The 26692-nt window shown below is 68.7% G+C and carries 19 protein-coding genes; 4 read left to right on the top strand and 15 right to left on the bottom strand.

Features of this window, described 5'->3' with window-relative positions; genetic code table 11:
- Positions 1-166 precede the first annotated feature (166 nt).
- Positions 167-1174 (top strand): NAD-dependent epimerase, encoded by a 1008-nt coding sequence (locus tag SM757_RS22685; protein WP_066339561.1) that lies wholly within the window; start codon positions 167-169, stop codon positions 1172-1174.
- A gap of 169 nt (positions 1175-1343) precedes the next feature.
- On the opposite strand, the gene prsR is transcribed toward SM757_RS22685, so the two are convergent.
- The 13 genes from prsR to SM757_RS22620 all read right to left on the bottom strand — a co-directional run bounded on the left by prsR (position 1344) and on the right by SM757_RS22620 (position 17441).
- Positions 1344-2708, bottom strand: a complete 1365-nt coding sequence (gene prsR / locus SM757_RS22680) for a PEP-CTERM-box response regulator transcription factor (protein WP_066339554.1) — start codon at positions 2706-2708, stop codon at positions 1344-1346.
- Positions 2705-4777 (bottom strand): XrtA/PEP-CTERM system histidine kinase PrsK, encoded by a 2073-nt coding sequence (prsK, locus tag SM757_RS22675; RefSeq protein WP_322467142.1) that lies wholly within the window; start codon positions 4775-4777, stop codon positions 2705-2707. Before prsK ends, prsR begins: the two co-directional genes overlap by 4 nt.
- A gap of 55 nt (positions 4778-4832) precedes the next feature.
- Positions 4833-6218: a TIGR03013 family XrtA/PEP-CTERM system glycosyltransferase gene (locus SM757_RS22670; RefSeq protein ID WP_066339549.1), complete on the bottom strand. Its 1386-nt coding sequence runs from the start codon at positions 6216-6218 to the stop codon at positions 4833-4835.
- A gap of 774 nt (positions 6219-6992) precedes the next feature.
- The gene (gene ntrC, locus SM757_RS22665; protein WP_322467141.1) at positions 6993-8489 is read right to left on the bottom strand and encodes a nitrogen regulation protein NR(I); all 1497 of its coding nucleotides are present in this window, start codon (positions 8487-8489) and stop codon (positions 6993-6995) included.
- A 25-nt stretch (positions 8490-8514) separates the two neighbouring features.
- On the bottom strand, positions 8515-9594 hold the full coding sequence (gene glnL, locus SM757_RS22660) for a nitrogen regulation protein NR(II) (RefSeq protein WP_066339546.1): 1080 nt from the start codon (positions 9592-9594) through the stop codon (positions 8515-8517).
- Positions 9591-10145: a hypothetical protein gene (locus SM757_RS22655; protein ID WP_066339545.1), complete on the bottom strand. Its 555-nt coding sequence runs from the start codon at positions 10143-10145 to the stop codon at positions 9591-9593. The genes glnL and SM757_RS22655 overlap by 4 nt, the downstream gene beginning before the upstream one ends.
- Positions 10146-10264: 119 nt before the next feature.
- A complete protein-coding gene (gene glnA / locus SM757_RS22650) occupies positions 10265-11680 on the bottom strand; it encodes a type I glutamate--ammonia ligase (protein ID WP_066339543.1) in 1416 nt (471 codons plus the stop codon).
- 245 nt (positions 11681-11925) lie between these two features.
- Entirely contained in the window at positions 11926-12720 is a 795-nt protein-coding gene (locus tag SM757_RS22645) for a competence/damage-inducible protein A (RefSeq protein ID WP_322467140.1), read from the bottom strand.
- On the bottom strand, positions 12717-13625 hold the full coding sequence (locus tag SM757_RS22640) for an EI24 domain-containing protein (protein WP_322467139.1): 909 nt from the start codon (positions 13623-13625) through the stop codon (positions 12717-12719). Before SM757_RS22640 ends, SM757_RS22645 begins: the two co-directional genes overlap by 4 nt.
- Positions 13626-13705: 80 nt before the next feature.
- On the bottom strand, positions 13706-14650 hold the full coding sequence (locus tag SM757_RS22635; protein WP_066339539.1) for a sterol desaturase family protein: 945 nt from the start codon (positions 14648-14650) through the stop codon (positions 13706-13708).
- Between the two features lie 22 nt (positions 14651-14672).
- Entirely contained in the window at positions 14673-15452 is a 780-nt protein-coding gene (locus SM757_RS22630; protein WP_322467138.1) for a polysaccharide deacetylase family protein, read from the bottom strand.
- Positions 15436-16455: a YVTN family beta-propeller repeat protein gene (locus tag SM757_RS22625; RefSeq protein WP_084267715.1), complete on the bottom strand. Its 1020-nt coding sequence runs from the start codon at positions 16453-16455 to the stop codon at positions 15436-15438. The genes SM757_RS22630 and SM757_RS22625 overlap by 17 nt, the downstream gene beginning before the upstream one ends.
- Positions 16456-16616: 161 nt before the next feature.
- Positions 16617-17441 (bottom strand): TIGR00266 family protein, encoded by an 825-nt coding sequence (locus tag SM757_RS22620; RefSeq protein ID WP_066339534.1) that lies wholly within the window; start codon positions 17439-17441, stop codon positions 16617-16619.
- 186 nt (positions 17442-17627) lie between these two features.
- Between SM757_RS22620 and SM757_RS22615 the strand changes: the two genes are divergently transcribed.
- The 3 genes from SM757_RS22615 to SM757_RS22605 all read left to right on the top strand — a co-directional run bounded on the left by SM757_RS22615 (position 17628) and on the right by SM757_RS22605 (position 21306).
- A complete protein-coding gene (locus tag SM757_RS22615) occupies positions 17628-18845 on the top strand; it encodes a diguanylate cyclase domain-containing protein (protein WP_066339528.1) in 1218 nt (405 codons plus the stop codon).
- Positions 18846-18931: 86 nt separating this feature from the next.
- On the top strand, positions 18932-19936 hold the full coding sequence (locus SM757_RS22610) for a metal-dependent hydrolase (protein ID WP_322467137.1): 1005 nt from the start codon (positions 18932-18934) through the stop codon (positions 19934-19936).
- A gap of 185 nt (positions 19937-20121) precedes the next feature.
- Entirely contained in the window at positions 20122-21306 is a 1185-nt protein-coding gene (locus SM757_RS22605; RefSeq protein ID WP_322467136.1) for an acetyl-CoA C-acyltransferase family protein, read from the top strand.
- Between the two features lie 125 nt (positions 21307-21431).
- On the opposite strand, the gene SM757_RS22600 is transcribed toward SM757_RS22605, so the two are convergent.
- Both SM757_RS22600 and SM757_RS22595 read right to left on the bottom strand, forming a co-directional pair.
- On the bottom strand, positions 21432-22370 hold the full coding sequence (locus SM757_RS22600; RefSeq protein ID WP_066339516.1) for a sigma-70 family RNA polymerase sigma factor: 939 nt from the start codon (positions 22368-22370) through the stop codon (positions 21432-21434).
- A gap of 46 nt (positions 22371-22416) precedes the next feature.
- Positions 22417-26352, bottom strand: a complete 3936-nt coding sequence (locus tag SM757_RS22595) for a response regulator (protein ID WP_322467135.1) — start codon at positions 26350-26352, stop codon at positions 22417-22419.
- Positions 26353-26692: the final 340 nt, after the last annotated feature.

Raw genomic sequence — 26692 nt, 5'->3', positions numbered from 1 at the left:
AGCTCACAGGTGATGAGTAAGACAAGAGTCAAGCCTCCTGAAGACAACGGCTTGCACAATGCGAAATCTCATTTTCGTGATGAACGTATCAGCCATACAACGTGAATTTGGTGGATTGCTGAAAACGGGTCCAAGCCTTTTTGCATATTCAATTTGAAGGGAAGTTATGAAGGTCTTGCTTACAGGCGCCGCGGGATTTATCGGTATGGCAACAGCATTGCGCTTACTGGAGCGCGGCGACCAAGTCGTAGGCATTGACAACCTCAACGACTACTACGACGTCAATCTCAAGCAGGCGCGCCTGCAGCGTTTGCAACCCCACGCCAATTTCCGCTTCTCCAAGCTTGACATCGCTGACCGCGGCGGCATGGAGGCGCTTTTCAAGAACGAAGCGTTTGAAGGCGTGATTCACTTAGCGGCGCAGGCAGGCGTTCGGTATTCATTGATCAATCCTCACGCCTACGCCGACAGCAACCTGTTGGGCTTCATGAACGTGCTGGAGGGCTGCCGCCACGGGCAAGTACGGCACCTGGTCTATGCCTCAAGCTCCAGCGTGTACGGTGGCAATGTGCGCATGCCTTTTTCGGAATCCGACGGCGTGGACCACCCGGTAAGCCTGTATGCGGCCACCAAGAAAGCCAATGAGCTGATGGCGCATACCTACAGCCATCTCTACGGGCTTCCCACCACGGGCCTGCGCTTCTTCACGGTTTATGGCCCATGGGGACGGCCCGACATGGCCTTGTTTCTCTTCACCAAGGCCATCCTGGAGAACCGCCCCATCGACGTGTTCAACCATGGCCAGATGAGGCGTGACTTCACCTACATCGACGACATTGTCGAGGGTGTGATCCGGGTGCTGGACCGCCCTGCCACGTCAGACCCGGACTTCAATCCCCAAGCCCCCCATCCCGGCCGCAGTCGCGCCCCCTATCGCGTCTTCAATATTGGCAACCATGAGCCGGTGCCGTTGCTGGAATTCATCGGATGCGTGGAGGAAGCTCTTGGACGCCAAGCCGACAAGCGGCTGCTGCCCATGCAGGATGGCGACGTGCCGGCCACTTTTGCCAACGTCGATGCGCTCAACGACTGGGTGGAATTCGCCCCGCGCACGGGCATCCGTGAGGGCGTTGCCCGCTTTGTGCACTGGTATCGCGAGCATTACGGCGTCTAGATGAAGACGGCGGCCCGGGTGCCTGTGCACAAGGGGGCCGTGTTCCCAGGCGCGAGGCAGCGGCGCAGCCGCCCCGTCACCGCAGCCGGCCATGACCGGCATGTGCCGGGCAAAGCAAAAACGGCCTGAGCCCGCGGACGGCCTGCTCATGCGGACGGCGGATTGCGCATCAGCGCGCGACCTTGATGGACAGCCGCCCCAACAAGTCGTAGAGGGTCGGTCGGCTCACGCCCAACAGCTCCGCGGCCTTGGCCAGGTTGCCGTCGCTGCGCGCCAGCGCCATCACCACGGCCGTGCGCTCTGCACGGTCGCGCACGGTGCGCAAGTCCAGCGTGTCGGCCTCGTCGGCTTCGTCGCGACCCTGGCTGGTCAAGCCGAGATCGTCCACCGCGACGAGCTGCCCGTCGGCCATGATGGCCGCGCGGCGCACCACGTTGATGAGCTCGCGCACGTTGCCCGGCCAGGCATGGGCCTCGATGGCGTGCAGCGCCTCCTCGGTGAAGCGCAGCGAGCGGCGCTGCTCTTCGCTGAAGCGGCGCAGGAAGGCATGGGCCAGCAGCACCGCGTCGCCACGGCGCTGGCGCAGCGGCGGGATCTGGACGACGATCTCCGACAGCCGGTAGTACAGGTCCTCGCGAAAGCGCCCTTCCCGTATGAGTGCCTGCAGATCCTGGTGCGTCGCGCAGACGATGCGCGTGTCAATGGGAATCTCCTGGCGGCCGCCCAAGCGCTCTATCGTGCGCTGCTGCAGGAAGCGCAGCAGCTTGGCCTGCAGCGGCAGCGGCAGGTCACCTATCTCGTCAAGCATCAGCGTGCCGCCGTGAGCCGTTTCTATGCGGCCGACGGTGGTCTTGGTGGCGCCGGTGAAGGCGCCGCGCTCGAAGCCGAAGAGCTCGCTCTCCAGCAGGGCTTCGGGAATGGCGGCGCAGTTGATGGCCACGAAGCGGCCGTTGCGCCTGGAGGCTGCGTGCACGGCCTGCGCCAGCACCTCCTTGCCCGTGCCGCTTTCGCCCAGCAGCATCACCGACGCGCTGCTGGGAGCCACCTTTTCTATCGTGCGGCAGATGCGCAGCAGCCCCTCGTCACGGGTGATCACACTTTGCGTGGCCTCGCCCTGGTTGAGCGCGCGCAGCCGCGTGTTTTCGGCCTGCAACGCGTAGAGCCGATAGGCCCGCTCCACGATGAGACCCAGCACGTCAGGGTCGAAGGGCTTTTCCAGGAAATCGTAGGCACCCAGTTCCACCGCGCGCAGCGCATTGGAACGCCCGTTCTGCCCCGTGATCACGATGACCTTGACCAGCGGATCGAGCTCCAGCAACTGCTCCAGCAGCTTGAAGCCCTCGGACACCGAATCCGGATCCGGCGGCAGGCCCAGGTCCATGGTCACCACCGCCGGACGGTGGCGGCGGCTTTGGCGCAGCGCGGTTTCGCGGTCGGCAGCCTCCACGCTGGCGTAAGCGTCCAGTGACCACTTGATCTGTTTTTGCAGTGCGAGATCGTCCTCGACGATCAGCAGCGGGGTATTCGTCGTCATGCCACACCAGCCATGAACGCGTCGGCGGGACGCTCGGTTTCAATCAACGGTATCAGCATCGTGATCACCGTACCCTTGCCGGGCTCGCTGTGCACCGAAATGCTTCCGCCCAACTCTTTGAGGTATTGCGCGCTTTCATAAGCTCCTATGCCCATGCCGCCGGCCTTGGTCGTGTTGAAGGGCTTGAACAGGCGGTTGGCCACGAAGTCGGCGGACATGCCGCAGCCGTCGTCACCCACGGTGATCCTGGCCTGCCCCACACACCGTTCCACGCGCAGCCACACGTGCTTGTCCGTGGGCGTGGCATCCAGCGCGTTTTGCACCGCATGGCCCACCACGCGCTCCAGGCGCTGCTCGTGGCCGCGAGCCTGCACCGGCTGCACGACCTCGACGTCCAGCATCCGGCCGTGCGACTGCGCCGCGGCCTGCAGCCGCTGCGCCAGCGCGGCCAGATCAACCCCGTAGCGCCCATGCGCGGGCGCCTCGCCCTCGCGCAACTGCAGCATGAGCTGGCGCATCTTCTCCAACGCGTTGTCCACCGTGGCCAGCATGTCTTGCTGGAACTCAGGGTTGTGCTGCAGCCGCTTGGCGTTCTTCATCATCAGCGACAACTGCGTCACGATGTTCTTGAGGTCATGCACCACGAAGGCCGACATGCGGTTGAAGGCCTCGAACTTGCGTGCTTCGAGCAGCGCCTCTGACGCACGCATGCGCGCGATGAAGATGCCAGCCTGGCGCCCAGCCGTCTTGAGCAGGTCGCGCACTTCCCAGTTGAGCGGCAACGGCGTGCGCGGCCGCGCCAGTACCACGAAGCCGGTGAGCTCCTGCGCCGCCGGCAGCGGCACCACAACCCAGGCCGATGCATCCGCCGCCAGCCAGGACGGCGGGGCGAGACCGTCATAGCGCTCGGGGCACTGGAGAAGCTCGTGCACATCCACCAGCCAGTCGCGCTCGCGCATGAAGTTGACGAAGGCGGACCCCGCCGCTTCGCGCTCCTGCACGCGGGTGCTGTTCCAGTAGGCCGCGGGGAAGTAATGCGTGCCGTCGGACGCAGCCATCCACAACGTGCCGGCGGGGCTCTCCACCATGTCGCCCAATCCCCGGATGACGTGGGAGCCTATGTCGCCGCTGTCGGGATGAGCCGACAGCGCCGCCGTGAAACGCAGCCATTCCGTGCGGTAGTCGTAGTGGTAGCGAAAGAAGTGCTTGCTGACGAAAACCCGCAGCCGAGCGCGCATCGCGCCTGAACCCACGAGCAGGGCCAAAGCTGCCAGCGCCGCCACACCGAAGGCCACCTGCAGCGCCTGACCCCAATCACCGCCGAATTCCCGCAGGTAGTAGCCGATGGCGGAGATGACGAGCAGGTAGCCGCCCACCAGCAGCAGCGTCAGCGTATGGAACACCATGCTGTGCGAGAGCTGCAGGGCCCGCGGCCGCAGCGCTTGGCGTCGCAGCGCCACGGCCAGCGCCGGCACGGCCAACGAGTGCACGGCCGCACGCACCACCAGCGTGTGCGGCTCCGGCTGTCCAAACAGAACGCCGTGGGAATGCAGGTACAGGTCGAACAGGTACACGCAGCCCAAGCCAATGCAAACGGGTTTGACGCTCCAGCGCCTGTCCTGGTCCACATTGCGGTAGAGCTGTTCCAACAGCAGCAGGCCCAGCACCGGCAGGCCGAGCGCCACCGAGGAGCTCAGATAAGGCAAAGGCCATCCGACCAGGGCCAGCACCGGCAGCGCCACGGCCGTCCACACCAGCGTGCACGCAGACCCGCGCAGCCAGCGCTGCGGCTGCAGCAGCAACAGCACCAACTGGAACCAGGCGCCGTAGCGCCACGCGTCCAATGCCAGTGCGGCGGCGATCCAGCCCGGCTCGCCGCGCAGTTGCGTGATCAGCGCAACGACCGCCCAAGCCGCAGTACACAGCAAGGCAAAGCGCAGCGCCCGCGCAATGGGTGTGCCCCGCTCGGAGGCCGCGCTCACCAGGACCAGCCGCAGGCCCAGCCACAGGTGCAGCACTGCCGCCAGAGCGTAGCTGGCGATCGCGGCCTGGCCAAAAGTCACTACCACCTGGGCTCGACTCCGAGTTGTCGCGTGCGCGCAAGGCCCGCCCGCCCCCCGGGCGTCAGCGTGCGCCCTTGCCGGTAAGCACCACGCCCACGGTCTCGAACAGGACGAGCAGGTCCAGCGTCAGCGTGTGGTTCTTGACGTAGTAGAGGTCGTACTGGAGCTTTTGCAGCGAATCCTCCACCGTCGCGCCGTAGGGATAGCGCACCTGCGCCCAACCGGTGACGCCGGGTTTGATGCTGTGGCGCAGGCCGTAGTAGGGCAGCTCGCGCGCGAGCTGCTCGACGAAGAAGGGACGTTCGGGACGCGGGCCGACGATGCTCATGTCGCCCAACAGGATGTTGAAGATCTGGGGCAGTTCGTCGATGCGCAGCCGCCGGATGATGCGTCCGATGCGCGTGACGCGGTCGTCCTTGGCCGTGGCCCAACGCGGCCGCCCGTCCTTCTCGGCATCGGTGCGCATGCTGCGGAACTTGATGACGTCAAAGCAGCGCCCGTTGAGGCCCACGCGCTCTTGCTTGTAGAGCACCGGCCCGGGGCTTTCCAGCTTGATCAGCAGCGCCGTGATCAGCATGACCGGGGCCGACACCAGCAGCAGCAGCGCCGCGCTCAGCAGATCGCACAGCCGCTTGACGCCCATGCGCAGCCGGCCCTGGTTGAAGCCGGTGCCGAACACCAGCAGTGCAGGCTCCAGGCAGTCCACGCGCAGCTGGCCCAGGGTCTTTTCGAAATGGCTGGAGACGTCTAGCACGCGTATGCCTTGGGTACGGCAGGCCAGCAGCTGGTCCATGGGCATGCCGCCACCGCGCCGCTCGCTGGGCGCCACGATCACCTCGTGGACCTTCAGGCGCTGCGCCAGTTGGGCCAGCGGCTCATGCGTGGAAAGCAGTTGCTGCGCAGGCACGCCAAGGGCACCTTCGTTGACCGTGGGGTAGTAGCCCACGAGCTCCACCGAGGCTTCAGCTTCCTTGATCGTGCGGCCCACGTTGGCGGCCCGCTCACCGGCGCCGAGCACGAGCACCCTGGTCCTCAGCCGTGCGGGCCAAAGGGCATGCGCCGCGTACACCCGGTGCGCCACCACCACCGCCGTTCCCAGCAAGGCCGCCGTGGGCAGCGCCGCAGCGGGCACCAGGCTGTTGGGCATGAGATGCGCGATCAGAAAAGCCAGAGGAAGCACCAGCAGCACGCACACCAGCGCACGCACACATGACTGGCCCAGCGAACGTTTGTGTGCAGGCTCGTAGAAGCCGGAAGCCGTGGCGATGACGCAAAGGAAAGCGGCCAGCGACATGCCCTGCGCCGCCATGCCGGGCATGGTCAACACCAACGCCTCGCTTGCCTGGCTCATGCCGAAAAGAACCACGACAAGGGTAAGCGCCGCGAAATCGAACCCAACCTGATAAAGCACTCGCTGGTGCACGTGGTGCTTGTAGACGCTGATCACCTTCCCCCCTCACCGCCCCTCAGGGCGGAAATTCCTCTTGCGCCACCAGGGCCCAAGCCATCTGCCGCAGATGACGCCGCGGATCTCGCCGCTTCGCTCTCCTGTGCAAGAGCACGCCATCCGGTCATCGAACGCACCTTTTCCGTCAAGGGTCCAGGTCACCGCGGCGGCCGGTATTTGTAGCTATTTGCTACGAGCACAGGACCATGAATCAAGTAGAAATATATTATGCAATATCCCGACTTTTATTAATTTCAATTATGCATGTGATTATTTGCACATAAACTCCTTGATATACCTCATTGATCACGAACTTTCTGACGGGCACAGCGTTTATATACACAATTCCTTACAAAAGTCCGCAATGGAGCACGGCGTGCGCTTGCACGGCTCAGTGCATGGGACGGGTGAGGCACCTACGCGCCAGGGCTGGGACCGTTCGGCCCAAGACTGGGCATGAAGGGTTGAGACAGCCTTGCCTTCCAGAGCCAGCGGCTTCAGACCAGCCACCCGTGGTCAGCGCCGCCGAGGTTGACAACCAGGCCACCGACGGACACGGGCCAGCCATGCCGGGAATACATGCAGCCCGCCGCTCTCTACGAACATGAGGCGGCCTCCGTAAAGTTGCTTGCTCCGCTGGCGGCAATCATGGGGATTGCCGCCTGGGGGTGCAACGGCGCGAAGTCAAGCAAAGCCGCGCTGCGTGCGATGCATCACTGCACGCGCCGGGCCGGGGATGGCCCGGAGACGCCGGCGGGGTGCCGGCGCAACGCTTCAGTCGTCCAGGCCGAGATCCTGGATCTTGCGCGTGATGGTGTTACGCCCAATACCGAGCTTGTGCGCGGCCTCTATGCGGCGCCCGCGCGTGAGTTCTAGCGCGGTGTGGATCAGGCGGCCCTCGAACTGCCGGGTCAGCGTGTCCCACACTTCCGGCGAGCCCGCTTCGAGCATGCCCCGGGCCTGGCGCTCCAGATCGCGCAGCCAATCGGCTTCCAGCGTGGTCGCGGCCACGGCTGCAACGCCGGCCGCCGGCACGCCGGACTCGGCCGCCAGAACCGGCTCGGCAAGCGGCGCGCTCGGCACACTGAGTGCCGGCGCTTCCTGGGCCGACAGCACGCTGCCGCCCATGAGCTCAGGCGGCAAGTCCTTGGGCTCGATCACTTGGGCCGGCGCCATCACGGTGAGCCAGTGGCAGATGTTCTCCAACTGGCGCACGTTGCCGGGAAAGTCGAAGGCCGCCAGGCGCTGCAGCGCCGCGTCGGTGATTCGCTTGGGCTCCACGCCCAGTTCGCGCGCGCTCTTGGAGAGGAAGTAGCGTGCCAGCGACGGCACGTCCTCGCGCCGCTCGCGCAACGGCGGCAGCCGCAGCCGGATGACGTTGAGGCGGTGGAACAAGTCCTCGCGGAACACGCCTTCCTTGACGCGCTGCTCCAGGTTCTGGTGCGTGGCGGCGATCACGCGCACGTTGCTCTTGAGCGGCTGGTGGCCGCCCACGCGGTAGAACTGCCCGTCGGAGAGCACGCGCAGCAGCCGCGTCTGCAGATCGAAGGGCATGTCGCCGATTTCGTCCAGAAACAGCGTGCCGCCGTCAGCCTGCTCGAAGCGGCCGCGACGCATGCTCTGCGCGCCGGTGAAGGCGCCGCGCTCGTGGCCGAAAAGCTCTGACTCCAGCAAGTCCTTGGGGATGGCCGCGGTGTTGATGGCCACGAAGGGCCCGTTGCCGCGTGGACTGTGCTTGTGCAGCGCACGCGCAACGAGCTCCTTGCCCGACCCGCTCTCGCCGGTGATGAGCACCGTGACGTTGCTTTGGGAGAGGCGGCCGATGGCGCGGAACACGTCCTGCATCGCCGGCGCCTGGCCCAGCATCTCGGGCATCTGCGCCATGCGCTCGCCCTGCACCTGCTCGCGCAGGCTTTCCTCGACGGCGCGGCGTATGAGCTCCACCGCCTTGGTCACATCGAAGGGTTTGGGCAAGTACTCGAAGGCACCGCCCTGGAAGGCAGAGACGGCGCTGTCCAAGTCGGAATACGCCGTCATCACGATCACCGGCAGGCCCGGCAGGCGCTGCTTGACCTTGGCCAGCAGGTCCAGGCCGGAGCCGCCGGGCATGCGGATGTCGCTCACCAGGACCTGTGGCTCGTCGTCGTCCAGCGCGGCGAGCACGTCGCGCGGGCTGCCGAAGCTGCGGACCTGGAACTGCTCGCGCGCCAGCGCCTTTTCGAGCACGAAGCGTATGGATTGATCGTCGTCTACGACCCAGATCGGTTTCATGCTTGGGCGCTTACCTCGTGGTGTGTCAGGGCAAAGGGATGAGGATCTTGAAAATCGTCTGGCCCGGCGTGCTGTCGCATTCGATGGTGCCCTGGTGCTGTTGCACGAAGGTCTGCGCCAGCGTCAGTCCCAAGCCGGATCCGCCTTCGCGTCCCGACACCAGCGGGTAGAAGATGCGATCGCGAATCGAGTCGGGGACACCCGGACCGTTGTCCTCGATATGCAATTCCAATGCCAGTCTGTACCGCGTCTTGCCTATGGTGACCTGGCGCGTCACGCGCGTGCGCAGCACGATGCAGGCGTCGCCCTCGGCAATGCGCTGCGTGAGCGCCTGCGCCGCGTTGTGGGCAATGTTGAGCACGGCCTGTATGAGCTGCTCGCGGTCGCCGCGGAACTCGGGAATGGAGGTGTCGTAGTCGCGTTGCACGGCCAGCCCGCGCGGGAACTCGGCCAGGATCAGCGCCCGCACCCGCTCGCACACCTCGTGGATGTTGACGTCGCCCACCACGTGCGGCTTGCGGTGCGGCGCCAGCAGCCGGTCCACCAGCGCCTGCAGCCGGTCGGCCTCCTGGACGATGACCTGCGTGTACTCGGTCAGCTCCTTGGACTGCAGCTCCATCTGCAGCAGTTGCGCCGCGCCGCGGATGCCGCCCAAAGGGTTCTTGATCTCGTGCGCGAGGTTGCGGATGAGCTCCTTGTTGGCCTGCGCCTGGTCCAGCGCGCGCTCCTCGCGGTCCTGGCGGGTCTGCTGCTCGATCTCGATCATCTCGACGAGCACGCGATCCGCGCTGTCCGTCTGGTTGACGATGACATGGACCGGCAGCGCCTCGGGCTGCATGCCCGGCAGCCGCTTGAGCATGGCGTCGAAGCGGCCGCTGGCGTAGTCGTTGCGCGCCACGGCGGCCAGCGTCTCCTGCAACTGGCGCGGCAGCACGAACCACTGCGGCAGGTGCCCGCCCACCAGACTGCGGCGCGACAGGCCGATCTGGTCCTCGAAGGCCGAGTTGACGAACAGGCACTGCCCCTGCGGCGAGACCACGGCCACCAGCGTGGCGAGCAGGTCGAAGTTGTCGAAGTTGGATTTGGTGGAGCGGGAAGGCTTCATGGGCGGGAAAGGCGGGCCAGTTCGCGCTGCAGCGCGGCGATGTCGGCGCTGCTGCGCTCTATGGAGGCCTTGAGTGCGGCCACGCGGTCGAGGTAGCGCTGGTTGTTGCGCTCGTGCCCCAAGCGCTCAGGCTGGCCATCGTTGTATTCGGCCAGCAGTTGCTGCAGCCGCGTCTGCTCGCGCTGCAACTCGGCCTGCAGGATGGCGCGCGCGTCGTTGTCGCGCTCGCGCTGCTGCGGCGCCGTCACGCGCTCGGCGGGCCGCGCCACCACCGGGGCCGTCCCTGATGCGGCCGCGGCCGTGGCCGATGCCACACCGGTGGCCGGCGGTGTGGCCCTGGAGGCCGCATGCGGCCGCGTGCCGGAAATGGTCACGGGCGAAGCATCCACGGCCTGGCAGCCGCGCGCGCGCGCCTGCTGGGCGCTGATGGCATCGGTGTAGAGAATGGGCGGTCCCGGGCAGCGGTAGACCGTGGTGCTGCCCTGGGCCTGCGCCGCCGCGCCGCTCAACAGCAGCGCCGCGTGCAGCAGGGCCCGGCTGGTGTGCTTCATGCGCAAGGCTCCGTGGAAGGCAGCCCGATTTTCGCAAAGGCCGGTGGGGCCGCCCCCATAAACAAAAAGGGACGGCCCAGAGGACCGTCCCTTTCGCACACGTCAGGATCCTTGAGGGATCACAGGGCGTAGTACATGTCGAACTCGACCGGGTGCGTGGCCATGCGGAAGCGGGTGACTTCCTGCATCTTCAGATCGATGTAGGCGTCGATGTAGGAGTCGGTGAACACGCCGCCCTTGGTCAGGAAGGCGCGATCCTTGTCCAGAGCTTCCAGGGCCTGGTCCAGGCTGTGGCAGACGGTCGGGATCTTCGCGTCCTCTTCCGGCGGCAGGTGGTACAGGTCCTTGGTGGCAGCTTCGCCCGGGTGGATCTTGTTTTCCACGCCGTCCAGGCCCGCCATCAGCAATGCGGCAAAGCCCAGGTACGGGTTCATCAGGGGATCGGGGAAGCGGGCTTCCACGCGACGGCCCTTCGGATTGGCCACGTAGGGGATGCGGATCGAGGCCGAGCGGTTCTTGGCCGAGTAGGCCAGCTTCACCGGGGCTTCGAAGCCAGGCACCAGGCGCTTGTAGCTGTTGGTGCCGGGGTTGGTGATGGCGTTCAGGGCACGGGCGTGCTTGATGATGCCGCCGATGTAGTACAGGGCGAAGTCGGACAGGCCCGCGTAGCCGTCGCCGGCGAACAGGTTCTTGCCGTCCTTCCACACCGACTGGTGCACGTGCATGCCGCTGCCGTTGTCGCCAACGATGGGCTTGGGCATGAACGTGGCGGTCTTGCCGTAGGCGGCCGCGACGTTGTGGATCACGTACTTCTGCAGCTGCACCCAGTCAGCGCGCTCGATCAGCGTGCTGAACTTGGTGCCGATTTCCATCTGGCCGGCGGTGGCCACTTCGTGGTGGTGCACTTCGACCGGAATGCCCAGCTGCTCCAGCAGCAGGCACATTTCCGAGCGCAGGTCCTGGCCGGAATCGACCGGGGGCACGGGGAAGTAGCCGCCCTTGACGGAGGGACGGAAACCGGAGTTGCCGTGCTCGTATTCCTTGCCGGTGTTCCAGGCGGCTTCTTCGCTCTCGATCTTGGAGAAGCAGCCGGACATGTCGATGTTCCAGCGCACGCTGTCGAACACGAAGAATTCCGGCTCCGGACCGAAGTAGGCGGTGTCGCCCAGGCCGGAAGCGCGCATGTAGGCTTCAGCGCGCTTGGCCAGCGAGCGCGGATCGCGCTCGTAGGGCTTGCCGTCGGCCGGATCGATGACGTCGCAGGTCAGGATCAGCGTCGGCTCTTCGAAGAACGGGTCGATGTTGGCCGTGTTGGCATCCGGCATCAGCAGCATGTCGGAGGCTTCGATGCCCTTCCAGCCAGCGATGGACGAGCCGTCAAAGGCGTGGCCCGACTGGAACTTGTCTTCATCGAAATGGGAGACGGGCACCGAAACGTGCTGCTCCTTGCCGCGGGTGTCGGTGAAGCGGAAGTCGACGAATTTGACTTCGTTCTCCTTCACCATCTTCATCACGTCGGCGACAGTCTTGGACATCAATTTCTCCTAGCGGATGTGCTGTGCGAGTGGGTCAATAACTGCTAGATCGAACAAAGGCCCGGTGCGAGACCGGGCCTTTGCTTGAGCACTGGAATCTAGCAGAAAGCATGCCGATTTCAGCGATCTTCGCCCTGTGCTGCGTCAAGCCGGGGCAGGCACTCGTGAAAGAGGCCATGATCCTGCTCAAATACGCCCCATTTCGATGCATTTTTACGCACCGAAATGGTGAAATGAAATTCCTGCTAGCGCACCAACTCAGGGCCCAACTTGGCTTGCAGCTTTGCCAGGCCCGCGCGGAGGTCGTCGAACGCGGCGTCCACCACCGCCGCAGGGCCCTTGACACCCAGCTCCACGTGGCGGCCCCACTGGGGGTGGTCCACGCTGGGCAGGCTGAAGACGCGCACGCGCTCATGCGCGGCCTCCACCGCTTCCATCAGCGGCGTGAGCACCGCCTCCATCGCGCCCATGACGATGACAGAGTGCTCGCGCTGGCGCTGCGTGCCGTGCAGCGCCGCGTAGCGCGTGTCCAGCACCGCCTCCATCATCGGGTGCGCCATCACCGGAAAGCCGGGCAGGAAGTGCACCTCGCCCACGCTGAAGCCCGGAATGCGGTTGTAGGGGTTGGCGATGATCTGCGCCCCGCGCGGGAACATCCCCATGTTGAGCCGCTGCAGGTTGTCCGGGCTGTCCGGGTCGAAGGCCACGCCCTTGTCGGCCGCCATCTCCCGCATGCGCTGCGTGATGAGCTCCCTGGCCTGCGGATGCAGCTCCAGCGGCACCCCCAGCGCCGCGGCGGCAGCCTGGCGCGTGTGGTCGTCGGGCGTCGCGCCTATGCCCCCGCAACTGAACACGGCGTCGCCGCTGCTCAGGGCTTGGCGCAGTACGTCCGTGATGCGCTCGCGCTCGTCGCCCACGTAGCGCGCCCAAGCAAGCTGCAGCCCGCGCGCGGACAGCAGTTCCACGGCCTTGGCCATGTGCTTGTCCTGGCGCTTGCCGGAGAGGATTTCGTCGCCGATGACGATGAGGCCGAAGTTCATGCGTGCGGTTCCCGGGGCAGTTGAAGCGGCGAAGGCGTGACGGACAACGGCATGTCGATGATCTCGCCACCTGGCGGAGGCGACGGCGCCACCGCAGCCGCCTCCTGCGCACGCAGCCGCTGCAGCGCCGCCAGCGAGAAGTGGGCGAACCACAGCGAGGAGAAGGCGAACACCAGCGTGTACAGCCACACCGACACCACCACCAGCAGCGGCGCCAGGATGAGCACCGTCGCACCGAAGGCCCACAGCAGCGAGGGCGCCGCGCTCAAGTAGCCGCTGATCACGCCCATGGCCAGCAGCGGCCAGCGCTGCTCGCGCAGGATGCGCCGGCGCTCCTCCTTGCTGGCGTGGTCCGAGAGCACGTCGAAAGCCACGAGCTGGTAGGTCAGCCAGCCCCACACCAGCGGCGGCAGCACCAGCACCAGCGGCGGAATCAGCCACAGCGGCACCGACAGCACCAGAACGAACAGTGCCAGCAGCGAGCAGCCCAGCGCCCACAACACGCTGAGCATGAAGCTCGCGCCGTGGCGGCGCTGCAGCGCGGGGAAGCGCCGCCGCGCCACCAGGTTGGTGAGCGCCGGCGTGGACAGCGTGGACACCAGCAGCAGCGACACCACCACCAGCACCGGCACCGCCAGCGCCACCACCAGCAGCGGCGCGATCACCGCGCGCAGGCCCTGCCCGCCCATGGAGTCCAGCCAGCCCAGCACCGCCGCGGTGAGCGACCAGCGCTCCAGCAGCTCCCGCACGCCGTCCACGGCGCCTTCCCAGTACAGCCAGCCCAGGCCCAGCGCCAGCGCCGCCGCGATGAGCAGCGGTGCCAGCGTGAGCACCACCACACGCGGGTGCAGGCAATAGGCCGCGGCGCGCCAGAACGCGTCCAGCAGCTCCCTCAGCGGACGCATGGCAGTCCTTTCCAGGGCAAAGGGGCCGCGGCGGCCCCCAGGTTCAACATTGAAGACGGATGCGCCGTGCCCCGCCGCGCTCAGGCCCGTCCGACCAGGCGCTTGAATCCCAGCCACTGCTGGGCCCAGAAGCCGCGGCCCCAGTCGCGCCCGTCGGCGGGCAGCCCGGTGGGCACGTAGCGCTCGCCGAAGTTGGCCGTGCCGAAGAGGCGGTCCCAGATGGGGAACAGCACCGAGAAATTGTCGCCGCCCGGACGGCCGTGGCCGTCGTCGACTTCACCGTCGCCGGTGCGGTGGTGCCAGCGGTGGTAGCGCGGGCTCACCACCCAGCGCTCCAGCGGACCGTAGGACAGGCGCACGTTGGCGTGCGACATGCTCTCCAGCAACTGCGTGAAGGCCACCACGGCCACGAACTGCCCCGGCGCGATGCCCACCAGCAGGCCCACGATGACCAGCGCGCTGTCGCGGATCACGTCGTCCAGCAGGTGGTTGCGGTTGTCGCTCCACATCGTGAGCTGCTGCTGGCTGTGGTGCAGCCCGTGCAGCGCCCACCACCACTTCCAGCGGTGCTGGCCGCGGTGCAGCAGGTAGTCCACGAAGTCGAAGAGCAGCAAGTACATCGCGAAGCTCACCAGCGCGATGTCGGTGACGCCGGGCCACAGCGCGTCGAGCTGGAAGGTGGGCATGCCCTCCACGCGCAGCCAGCCGATCAGGTCGTTCCACAGCGGGTCCAGCGTGAAGAACAGCACCACGCGGAACAGGCCCAGGCGATGGATGAGCGTGTAGACCACGTCCACCCGCACCGCGGCGCGGTCGCGCACCGGCTCCACCGGGCGCCACTGCTCCAGCAGCCGCATGAGGCTGAGCATGAGCGCCAGCTGCACCAAGCCCACCATCAGCCAGCCGGTGGCGACGAAGGCGTCTTCCATGATGCTGGCCAGGCCAAGCTCGAACAGCGCGGGCTGTACGAGCTGCTCGAACAGCCACTGCTGCACCTGGCCGAAGAGATCAAAAAACCATTGCATGGGGAAAAGCGAAAAAAGCGGGTCAACGTCCCGCGGCCAGCGCCGCGTACTGCGGATGGTCGCGCAGCGTGGCGAAGCAAAAGCCGCGCTGCTTGAGGCCTTCTATCAGCGGCTCCAGCACCGCCGGCGCCCACGGGTCCTGGCGCGACCAGATGCCCAGGTGCGCCAGCAGGATGTCGCCGCCGCGAATGTCGTGCAGCGCCTTGGCCAGCAGCTTGTCGTTGGGGAACTTGCCGCTGTCGAGCTCGTCGCCCAGGAAGCCGGCCGGCGCCCAGCCCACGTGCGTGAAGCCGCAGCGCTGCGCCGCGGCCAGCAGCGCCGGCGAGGTCTTGCCGCCCGGCGCGCGGAACAGCGGCAGCATCTTGTGCCCCGTCATGGCCTCGAAGCGTCGCGCGGGCTTCTTCAATTCCTCGCAATAGGCCGCCTCGTCCAGCGTGAGGCGCTGGCCGGACTGCGCCCCGGCCGTGGGCTGCATGCGAAAGGCCGCGCCCTGGTCGCCGCGCCAGATCACGTGGTCCCAGGTGTGGGAGCCGAAGGCGTGGCCCTCGGCGGCGCGCTCGCGCCACCAGGGCGCCCAATGCTCGTCCAGGCTGCTGCCGTTTTCGAGCGTGCGCTCGTCGGCCAGGAAGAACGTGACCTTCACGTGCTGGCGCTGCAGCACCTGCGCCACCAGCGGCGCCACGCCCATGTGGCCGGTGTCGAAGGTCAGATACACCGGCTTGTCGCAGGCCGGTGCCGCGGCTGCCGCACCGGCGGCCGCGATCAACAAGGGGAGGCCGAGTCGCTTAACGGCGCGAAGCATGGTCCAGGGTCCAGATGCCGTGCGGCGACCGGCCCACGGCCACCTGCTGCACGATCTGCTTGGTCTCGGTGTCGATGACGGTCACCTTGCGCGCCCAGCGCGAGGACACCAGCAGCGTCTTGCCGTCGGACAGCAGCTCCATGCAGTCCGGGCCGCCCGGTGCCGGGAAGGTCGTCACCACCGACAGCGCCTGCGTGTCGATCATGCTGATGGTGTTGGCCACGCGGTTGGAGACGAAGAGGTGCTTGCCGTCGCCGCGCGTGCGGAAGGCGTGCGCGCCCTTGCCCGTGGCGATGCGCTTGACGAGCTTGGGCTGCGCCCCGCTCACGTCATAGGCCTCCACGAACTCGTCGCCGGTCAGGCCCACCAGCAGCGTGCGGTCGTCGGGCGTCAGGTACACGTCCGCCGGCATCTTGCCCACGGGAATGCGCCAGCGCGGCGCCTGCGTGTGCAGGTCGATGGCGATGAGCTCGTCGCTGTCCTGCAGCGAGCCGTACACCACGCTGGACTTGGTATCTATCGTGATGTGGCTGGGCGTCTTGCCCGCGGGAATCCGCTTGGCCAGCTGCAGCGGCTGCGCCGCGTTGGTGGGCTCCCAGCGGTAGAGGTCGATGTGGTCCAGCCGGTTGCCGGCGGTGACGAACCACTTCATGTCCGGCGAGAAGCGCAGCTGATAGGGGTCGCTGATGTTGTTGATGGTGCGCTGCACCTGCGCCGTCTTCGGGTCGATGAAGGTCAGCGAGTCGCCCACCGCGTTGGCCACGATGATGGATTTCTCGTCCGGCGTCATGTAGAGGTGGTGCGGTTCCTTGCCGGTGGGAATGAGCGCCTTGGGGCTCATGGTGGCGCGATCCAGCACGCTCACGTTGGCATCCAGCGAATTCAGGACGAACACCGGCGGCAGCGCACCTTGGGCCGATGCCTGCTGGGCCGCCGCCCACGACGTGGCCGCCAGCAGGAACACACCGGCGCCGGTACGCGCCACCTTGGAAAACAGCTTCATGGGATGCACACCACACCGATTGCAGAGGGCCGCAAGTGTAGTCACGCCCCCCTGCCCCGGGCGCAGGCCGGGGCGTTCGGATGTTGACGTCCGTCACACCGATTGAAGGCAAGCCGGGCGTGGCGTGCCCCGGTTCCACAACACCCCCGCGCAGCGCCGGGTCAATCGTCGCCGTTGTCGCCGCCGAATAGGCCGCCCAACAGCCCGCCGGCCGCAGCGAAGGGCAGCACCGACCCCTCCTCGCGCCCGCCGCCGCCCGTCTGAGGCGCCGCGGCGAACACGCGCGAGGCCAGGCGCGAGAACGGCAGGCTCTGCAGCCACACCGTGCCCGGGCCGGTGACGCGGGCGAAGAACAGGCCCTCGCCGCCGAACAGCGCCGTCTTGACCTTGCCCACGTACTGGATCTCGAAATTGACGTTGGGCGTCATGGCCACCACGCAGCCCGTGTCTATGAGCAGCGTCTGCCCGGGCTGCAGCTCGCGGCGCACCACGGTGCCGCCGGCGTGGACGAAGGCCAGGCCGTCGCCGTCCAGCCTTTGCATGATGAAGCCCTCCCCGCCGAAGAAGCCCACCGAGAGCTTTTGCTGCAGGTACACGCCCAGCGAGACGCCGCGCGCGGCGCACAGGAACGAATCCTTCTGGCAGATCAGCGTGCCGCCGAGCTGGCGCAGGTCCATGGGCAGGATCTTGCCCGGGTAAGGCGCGGCAAAGGCCACGCGCTGCTTGGCGCTGGCCTGGTTGGTGTAGACGGTGGTGAACAGCGACTCGCCGGTGACGAGCCGCTTGCCAGCGCCCAGCAGCTTGCCAAACAGCCCGCCGCCGCCCTGGCGCGAGCCGTCGCCGAAGACCGTGTCCATGGCGACGCCGCCGTCCATGAACATGAGGCTCCCGGCCTCGCCCACTGCGGCCTCGCCGGGATCAAGCTCGATCTCGACGAACTGCATCTCCGCGCCCCTGATCTCGTAATCAACGACGTCCATGGCCATGGTGCGTAACCCCTCTAAATGGAAAAGCGCCGGGATGGTACCCAACCCCCCCGGGCACCGGCCCTGCTGTATCCAGGCGTCAGCCGCCCCGCCCGTGTGTCGCAAGCGGTTGCAGGGCGGGTGGCGGCTAAACCGACAGTGCGGCTGCGTGCGCGCCTTGGTGGCCGCAGGCAACGCTGGAAAAACATGCGACCTGACTTACCGACCCTGCTGCTGGCCGATCTGGTGCTTACCGCCGGCGTGGCCATTTTGATGGCGGCTTGGGGACTGCTGCGCACCGTGCCGCGCGGCCATTGGGGCTGGGTCGCCGCCCCAGCGCTGGCCGCCGCCGGGGCGGGGCTGCAACTGGTGGCCGGGCGGGGCTCGCTGCTCTCCGGCCTGGGCCTGTGGCTGCTGTGCCTGTGGCCGCTGGCGGCGCTGCAGGGGCTGCGCCGCTTCGACGCGCGCGCCCGGCTGCCCGGCAGCTCACGCGCCGACGCGCTGCTGGCAGGCCTGGCGGCCCTCTGGGCCCTGGGCCTGGAGTTCGAGGAGGGCCCGCACCGCGACGCCCACGCTGCCGTGCTGGCCGCGATGCTGCAGGCCAGCGTGGCGGCGGTGCTGGCGCGCTCGCAGGTGCGGCGGCTGAGCATGGTGCTGCGCGTATCGGCCCTCACGCTGGGTGCCGGCGCGCTGCTGCAGGGCGGCGCCGCCTGGCTGGCGCTGCGCGGCCAGTCGCCCTGGGTGGGCCCGGCGGCACTGCTGCTCAACGCCCTGCTGGCCGTGGCCGCCAGCGGCGTGGCGCCGCTGCTGGCCCAGGAGCGCGCGGAAAACGCGCTGCGCGAGACACGGCGGCGGCTGCGGCTGCTGGGCCGCAGCGAGCTCATGGCCCCGGGCAGCGCGCACTTCGACGTGCTCGCGCGCCGGGTGCTGCGCCGAGAGACGCGCGCCGCGGCGGTACTGGTGTTCGACATCGACGCCCCCGAGCGCGCCGGCCAGGAGCTCATGCGCGCGCGCCGCCGCGTGGTGGCGCACGCCGTGCACGCCACGCTGCGCGGCCACGACCTGGCCGGCCGCCACGGCGAGGCTTTTGTCCTGCTGCTGCCCGGCACCTCGCTGCGCAACGCCATGGCGGCGGCCACGCGCATCGCCGAACGGGTGCGGGCGCTGTCGCTGCTGGAAGAGACGGTCGACGAGGTCAGCCTGAGCTTCGGCGTGGGCGAGCTGCGCAGCGGCGAGGCCCTGGCGCAAGGCCTGCATCGCGCGCGCGCGGCGCTGGACGAGGCGCAGCGCCAGGGCGCGGGCCGCGCCGTGGGAGCGGCCGCCGGCGGCAAGGAGCCGCTGTTCGTGGAAAGCCGCCGCCTTGGGCCGCGCCCGGCCCAGACCATGGCGGCACCGGCGCCGCAGGGAGCGCAGGCCGGGGGGTGAGGCAGAGGCGGCGCGGGGCGGTCGCGCCTTCCCAGTCAGCCCCGGGCCGCGATGCCTGCGCCAGCACGCTGGCAGCATGGCGCCCCATGGACTCCCTTACCCACCTCGCCCTGGGTGCCGCCGTCGGCGTGGCCTTCATGGGCCGCCGCGTCGCGCCCTGGAAAGCCGCCCTCTGGGGCGCCGCCTGCAACACGCTGCCGGACCTGGACGTGTTCATCGACCACGGCGACGCCGTGCGCAACATGGTCCTGCACCGCGGCCACAGCCATTCCCTCTTCTGGCTCACGCTGCTGGCGCCGCTGCTGGCCCTCGGCGCGCAGCGCCTCATGGGCGGCTCCTTCCGGCGCTGGTGGCTCACCACCTGGCTGGCCCTCGTCACCCACCCGCTGCTGGACCTCATGACCGTCTACGGCACGCGGCTGCTGCTGCCCTTCGACGACAGGCCCCACGCCATAGGCTCCGTCTTCATCATCGACCCGCTCGTCACCCTGCCGCTGCTCGCCGGCCTGGCCGTCGCGCTGCTGCGCCGCCGCCCGCAGGCCCTGCGCTGGAACGCCGCGGGCCTGGCCCTGGCCGTGGCCTACGTCGGCTGGAGCGCCCTGGCGCAGCAGCAGGTGCGCGACGCGGCGATCGCCGCCGCCCACGCCCAGGGCCTGGCGCCGCAGCGCGTGCTGGTGACGCCCGCGCCGCTGACCACGCTGCTGTGGCGCGTGGTGCTGGTGCAGGACGGCCACTACCACGAGGGTTTCAAGTCGCTGCTGGACGACGACGCCCCCATGGCCTTCGAGCGCTTCGACCGCGGCGCCGAGCTTTCGCCGCTGCTGATGCCCGTGGAAGCCGCGCAGGAGGTACGCGCCTTCAGCCAGGGCTTCTACAAGCTCGCGCGCGCGGGCGACGAGCTGCTGATCACCGACCTGCGCATGGGCCAGGAACCCTTCTACGCCTTCACCTTCGCCGTGGCCCGCCGGGATGCCGACGGCCAGGTGCGCCCGCAAGCCCCCGTGCAGCTCAGCGCCCGCGTGGACGCCGCCCGCGGCCTGGCCTGGCTGCTGCCACGCATGTTGGGCCGCCCGCTGCCGCCGCCGCGCTGAACGACGGCCCCAGGCCCGCAGCCGCCAGGGGCGGCGGCGCGATAAAGGCCGCGGGAGGCCCGCTAAAGGGCACGTTGTGGTACGTCATGTGACGACTCAGGGCAAGCCCTGACGACTCCGGATTTGTCAGCTTGATGTGGGTTCCGCCGCCTACCGTGAACAAGTCCACACAAGGAGACACCCCCATGACGCAAGAAGTGTTTGTTCTCTCGGCCATGCGCACTGCCATCGGCACCTTCGGCGGCACGCTCAAGGACGTGCCGCTGGCCGACCTGGCCACCACTGCCGTCAAGGCCGCGCTGGAAAAAAGCGGCGTTGACGCTGCCCGCATCGGCCACTTGGCCATGGGCAACGTCATTCCCACCGAGGCGCGCGACGCCTACCTCAGCCGCGTGGCCGCCATCAATGCCGGCTGCCCCAACGAGACGCCGGCGTTCAACGTCAACCGCCTGTGCGGCTCCGGACTGCAGGCCATCGTCAACGCCTCGCAGTCCATCATGCTGGGCGACTGCGACTTCGCCATCGGCGCCGGCGCCGAGCACATGAGCCGTGGCCCCTACCTGATGCAGTCGGCCCGCTGGGGGCAGCGCATGGGCGACGCGCAGATGCAGGACTACATGCTGGGCATCCTGCACGACCCGTTCGGCCGCATCCACATGGGCGTGACCGCCGAGAACGTGGCTGACCGCTTTGGCATCACCCGCGACGAGATGGATGCCCTGGCCGTCGAGAGCCACCGCCGCGCCGCCGCCGCCACGGCCGAAGGCCGCTTCAAGGGCCAGATCGCCCCGGTGCTGATCGCCTCGCGCAAGGGCACGGTGAGCTTCGAGGTGGACGAGCACATCAAGGCCGACACCACGCTGGAGACGCTGGCCAAGATGAAGCCCGCCTTCCGCAAGGAAAACGGCCGCGTCACCGCGGGCAATGCGTCGGGCATCAACGACGGCGCCGGTGCCCTGGTGCTGGCCAGCGGCAACGCCGTGCAGGCCCAGGGGCTCAAGCCCATCGCGCGCCTGGTGGCCTACGCGCACGCCGGCGTGGAGCCGGAAATCATGGGCATCGGCCCCGTGCCGGCCTCCAAGATCGCGCTGCAGCGCGCGGGGCTGAAGGTGGCTGACCTGGACGTGATCGAGTCCAACGAAGCCTTCGCCGCCCAAGCCTGCGCCGTGGCCAAGCAACTCGACCTGGACCCCGCCAAGGTCAACCCCAACGGCTCCGGCATCTCGCTGGGCCACCCGGTGGGCGGCACGGGCGCCATCATCGCCACCAAGGCGCTGCACGAGCTGCAGCGCATCCAGGGCCGCTACGCACTGGTGACCATGTGCATCGGCGGCGGCCAGGGTATCGCCGCCATCTTCGAGCGCTGCTGACGCCAGGCGCGGCGCCCCGCCCGCGCGAGGCGCCCGTCTGAAAACACCAAGGGCCCGCATGCGGGCCCTTGGTGTTTGTCGGCGGCGGCGCCTGGTGGCCGGCCGCGGGCGGGACATCCAGCCGGTCAGCCCCAGCGCGTGGTGCTGCTGACGGAGATGCGGTTGTCGCCGTCGCGGTCGCCGAACTGCTCCTTGGGCTTGGTCAGCACGTTCTCGATGAGGGTGCCCCACGGCCCGTCGGTGGGCAGTGCTTCCAGTTCCTTCTCGCGCTCGGCCACCAGCTCGTCGAAATGCTTGGTCGCGATGTTGGGCGCGCGGTCGGCCGCACGGAGCTGGCTGTGGCCGAAGTGCGTGGAAATGCGCTGCAGCACCGACTTGTAGAGCTGCGACACGCGCGAGGGCGTGACCTTGAGCGAAGCGGCCAGCTCCACCGGCGTCATGCCCACGCCCAAATACGAGTCGATGACCTGCCGGTCGCGATCCGGCAACTGCGCGAAGAACTTCTCCAGGTGGCGCATCACGATGCTGGTGTCCACGCGGGCCTCCACCTCTTCCTTCTCGGTGGCGGGGTGGAATTCGTAGTGCGGCTGCTCGTCGAACTCCGAGTCCGGCCCGCTGCTGCTGCGGGTGCGGCCGGCCTGGTCCAGCATTTCCAGCGCGGAAATCTCGTCCACCGAGAGGCCGCAGACCTTGCTGATCTGCGCCAGCGTGGCCTCGCCGCCGTTGGTGGCGCGCCAGCGCTCGCGCGCGATCTGGATGATCTTGACCTTGCGGCGCTGGCCGCGGCCCAGGTGGTCCATCTGGCGCAGCTCGTCGAGCATCGCGCCCTTGACGCGCATGCGCGCATAGCGGACGAAAGCCTCCTTGGCCTCCTCGGTGTCGCGGTCACCTTCCCACTCGAAACTCAGCGCCGCCTGCGCCACCGCAATGAGGCCGACCTGGATGAGGTCGGCCTTCTCCACGTTGGCTGGAAGGTGACGTACCAGCGCCTGGGCCTGCTTGCGCACCCAGGATTCGTTACGGGCGATCAGTGCCGAGGGGACGCCATGCATAGGAAGGACCATGGTTGGATTTTAGGCTGCCCGCCTAGGCGGGGACTTGCACAGGCTTTCACGCTTTTGCCTTATCCAGCCACCGTTGCAGCGTCGAGTAAAGCAGCACGGGGTTGACGGGCTTGGCGATGTAGTCGTTCATGCCTGCGGCCATGCAGGCGGCGCGGTCCTCGGCGAAGGCGTTGGCCGTCATGGCCAGGATGGGCACCTGCGCCACGTCCGGCAGCGCGCGAATGGCGCGCGCGGCCTCCAGACCGTCCATCACCGGCATCTGCATGTCCATGAGGATGAGCGCGTAGCCGTCGTGGCGCCGCGCCATGGCCAGCGCCTCGGCGCCGTCGCCGGCGCAGTCCACCTCGAAGCCTGCATAGCGAAGCAGCTCGGTGGCCAGCTCGCGGTTGACGGGGTTGTCCTCCACCAGCAGCACGCGCAGCCCGGCGTAGCGCGCGCGCAGCGCCGCCGCGCTCACCGCGGGCGACGCCGGCGCAGCCGCCACGGCGGCCACCCCTGCGGAGGGCCCGGCGGACGACGGGGCCGGCGCCCCATTGCCCGGCATCGCCCCGGGTATGGAGGCTGGCAGCCCCTGGGCCAGCGCCGGCAGCTCGGCCGCCGACGGCGCCAGCGGCAACTGCACCAGCCGGTCCAGCAGCGTGGAGGCGGTCACGGGCTTGGTGAGCACGGCACTGAAGCCCGCGCGCTGCGCGGCGGTCTCGACCGCGTCGGAGTCGTGCGCGGTCACCAGCAGGCTGGGCGGCAGCTCGGCGCCCAAGCCGCGCAGGCGCTGCAGCGTCTGCAGCCCGTCCATGCCGGGCATCTGCCAGTCGATGAGCAGCAGCTCGTAGGGCTCGTTGCGCAGGCTGGCGCTTTGCACGGCCTGCAGCGCCTGCTCGCCGGAAGACGCCAGGTCCACCGTGAGGCCCATGACGCGCAGGAGCTGCTCCATGGCCTCGCGCGCCTCGGCCAGGTCGTCCACCAGCAGCACGCGCCGGCCCCGCAGGCCCGGCGGCGGCAGCGGCGCGGGCGCGCCCCGGGCCACGCGCAGCGGCAGCGTGAACCAGAAGCGGCTGCCCTGCCCCGGCACGCTGTCCACACTGATGTCGCCGCCCATGAGCTGCACCAGGCGCCGCGTGATGGCCAGGCCCAGGCCCGTGCCGCCGAAGCGCCGCGTGGTGGAGCTGTCGGCCTGCTCGAAGGCGTTGAAGAGCTGCGCCTGCTGCGCCGCCGTGATGCCCATGCCCGTGTCGCGCACCTCGAAGCGGGCCAGCACCGCGTCGCCGTCCAGGCCGAGCTGCTCGGCGCGCAGCAGCACCATGCCCTGCTCGGTGAACTTCACGGCGTTGCTCAGCAGGTTGACCAGCGCCTGCGACAGCCGCGTCGGGTCGCCGTGCAGCGCCGCGGGCAGCCCGGCGCTGTCCACCACCAGCTCCAGGTCCTTCTGGCGGGCGCGGCCGGCCACGAGGTCGAAGCTGCGCGCCAGCAGCTCGTCCAGGCGGAAATCGACGCACTCCAGCTCCAGCTTGCCGGCTTCTATCTTGGAGAGGTCCAGCACGTCGTTGATGACGCTGAGCAGGTGCTGCGCGGCGTCCTCCATCTTGGCCAGGCGCTCGGCCTGCGCGGGCGTGGGCTGGTCGCGGCGCAGCAGGTGCGTGAGGCCGATGACGGCGTTGAGCGGCGTGCGGATTTCGTGGCTCATGTTGGCCAGGAAGGCGCTCTTGGCGCGGTTGGCGCTCTCGGCCTCCTCGGCGCGCTGCGCCAGCCGCGCGTGCAGGGCCTGGATCTCGGCCTCGCGGGCCTTGCGCTCGCGGTTGTCGAACATGGTGGCGCGGGTGCGCAGCAGCCGGCCCTGGGCGTCGAGCTCGGCGGCCACGTCCACCACCACGGGCAGCAGGCTGCCGTCCTTGCGCACGAAGTCGTACTCCAGCCCGCGCAGCATGCCCAGCCGCTCCAGTTGCGCGCGGTACTGCGCGAAGAGGGGCCGCTGCGAGGGCGTGAGCAGGTCCGGCAGGCGCAGCCGGTTGACGACTTCCGTGCGCTCGTAGCCCAGCATGGCCAGCTCGGTGTCGTTGACGGCGATGAAGAAGCCCTCGGCGTCGGTGGAGTGGTAGCCGCAGGGCGCGCGGTTGTAGAGCGTGGCCACCTCCTCGGCCTGCACGCGCAGCGCGAGGTTCAAGTCTTCCAGTTGGCGGGTGCGCTCGACCACGCGGCGCTCCAGCAGGTCGCGGTGCTGGGCCAGCTCGGCGGCCTTGCGGCGCAGCGCGGTGACGTCCTCGAACACCAGCAGCAGCTCGTGCTTGCGTCCATCGGGGTGCTGTATGGGCACCAGGCGCACGCGCAGGTCGTGCGCCTGGCCAGTGCGGCCGTTCAGGTGCAGCTCGCCCGTCCAGGGCTCGCCGGCCTCCAGGGCGGGCCACAGCGCATCGGCCACCTCGCCCAGCCCGGCCTCGCGCAGGCCCTGGCCCTCGAAGCTGTCCACGGGGGCGCCCGCGATGGCGGCCCAGCCCTCGTTGGCGTAGCGCACCACGCCGCGGCGGTCGGTGATGAGGATGGCGTTCGGGCTCTGCTCCACCGCCAGCGACAGGCGGCGCAGCCTGTCCTGCGTGGCGTGCAGCTCGGAGATGTCGCGCGAGACGCCGAAGATGCCCACCACGCGGCCCTGGCCGTCGCGCAGCGGGCCCTTGGTGGAGAGGTAGATGTGCGGACCGCGCGCGGTGCGGAACTGCGTGACGCGGGTGGTGGTGGCGTCGTCGGCCAGCACTTGGCGGTCGAGGGCCTGGATGCGGGCGGCGTCCTCGGAGGGCATGAGCGCCGTGTCGTCCTGCCCAATCACTTCCTCGGCCGGGCGGCCCAGCGCGCGCAGCGCCTCGCGGTTGCAGAAGAGGTAGCGGCCCTGCAGGTCCTTGGCGTAGATGGGGTCGGTGGAGGCCTCGGAGATGGCCTCCAGCAGCGCCAGGGCGCGCAGCCGCTCCTGCTGCTCGGCGGCCAGGCGCTGCGACTCCTCCAGCATGCGGCGCTGGCGCTGCAGGTACAGCGCGGCGGCCGCGGCGGCCAGCAGCGCGGCGGCCGCGGCGGCGATGCTCACGGCCAGGCGCTGCGTGGGCGCCAGGGCCTCGCTGCGGTCCATCTTGGCCACCAGCACCCAGTCGGTGCCGGGCACGGGGCGCCAGGCGGCCAGCACCGGCACGCCGCGGAAGTCCTGGCGCTCGGTCGTCGCGCCGGGTGCCGGCGTGCCCTGGCGCAGCACGTCGCCCATCAGCCAGCCGGGCTGCGCCAGCGGGCGGCGCAGGGTCAGGGCAGCCTGCGCGTCGGCGCGCAGCGGGCTCAGCGCCTCGACCTGCTCGCCCGCGCGGTGCCACATCACCGTCTCGGCCGTTTCGGTGGGCACGGGCCAGCGGGCGAGCTGCGGGAAGAGCTCGGTGGCCGGGTCCATGCGGAACACCAGCAGCGCCTGGGGCTGCGCATCGCCGCTGTAGAGCAGCGGCATGACCATGTCCAGCCGCAGCGCATGGGCCTGGTCTTGGGTGCGGTACAGGCCGCTGTGTTCGGCCTGCCCGCTGGCCAGCGCGCGTTGGATGGCCTCGCGCAGCGGCGGCGGCGCCTGGGCTTCGGCCGGCCCGCCTTGCAGCAGCACGCGGCCCTGCGGATCCACCACCAGCACGTCGCGGGAGGCGATGACGTTGCGAAAGCCGTGCACGCGCTCCTGGAAGATGCTGCGTGCGCTCTCGCTGCCGTCGTCGTGCCACTGGCGGAACAGATCGCCCAAGGGCTGGCTGCTGCCCAGGTAGCGCGCGGCGCGGCGCGCGTCCTCCAGCCATTTCACGACCTGCGTGGCGCGCAGCTCGGCCACGGCTTCGAGGCGGGCGCATTCGCGCAGCTCGTCCTGCTGGTAGAGGGTGCGCACGCCCAGGAAGGTCAGCAGCGCGGCCAGCACGGCCAGCAGCAGCAACGGGCCCCACAGGCCGGTGCGCAGGCTTCGGGAAATGGCGGCGCCCGTCATTGGAGCGCCTCGGCTTGTACTTCTTTCGGTAATTTTCCCGGGTTCATCAGGGTTTCACTGGGATAGGCCTGGCCATCATGCGCGACGCGGCGGACGCGCAGCAAACCCGCTGCCCAGACCCTGCCACGGGGCAAGCTATAGTCGCGCGCTTTGGCCGCGCCCCGTGGCGCGCACCCGTCTCACCCGATACGGCCTTTCCCAGCCGCACGCCCCGTGGATTTCGCCAGCCAGCAACGCAACCCCGCACGCCACCTCCTGGGCATCGCGGCCGTGGTGCTGATGCATGTGCTGCTGGGCTGGGCGCTGTACTCCGGCCTCGCGCGCAAGGTGGTGGAAGTCG

The organism is Azohydromonas lata, assembly GCF_034427735.1.
Classification (GTDB): Bacteria; Pseudomonadota; Gammaproteobacteria; order Burkholderiales; family Burkholderiaceae_C; genus Azohydromonas; species Azohydromonas lata.
This window is presented reverse-complemented; position numbering and strand designations above follow the sequence as displayed.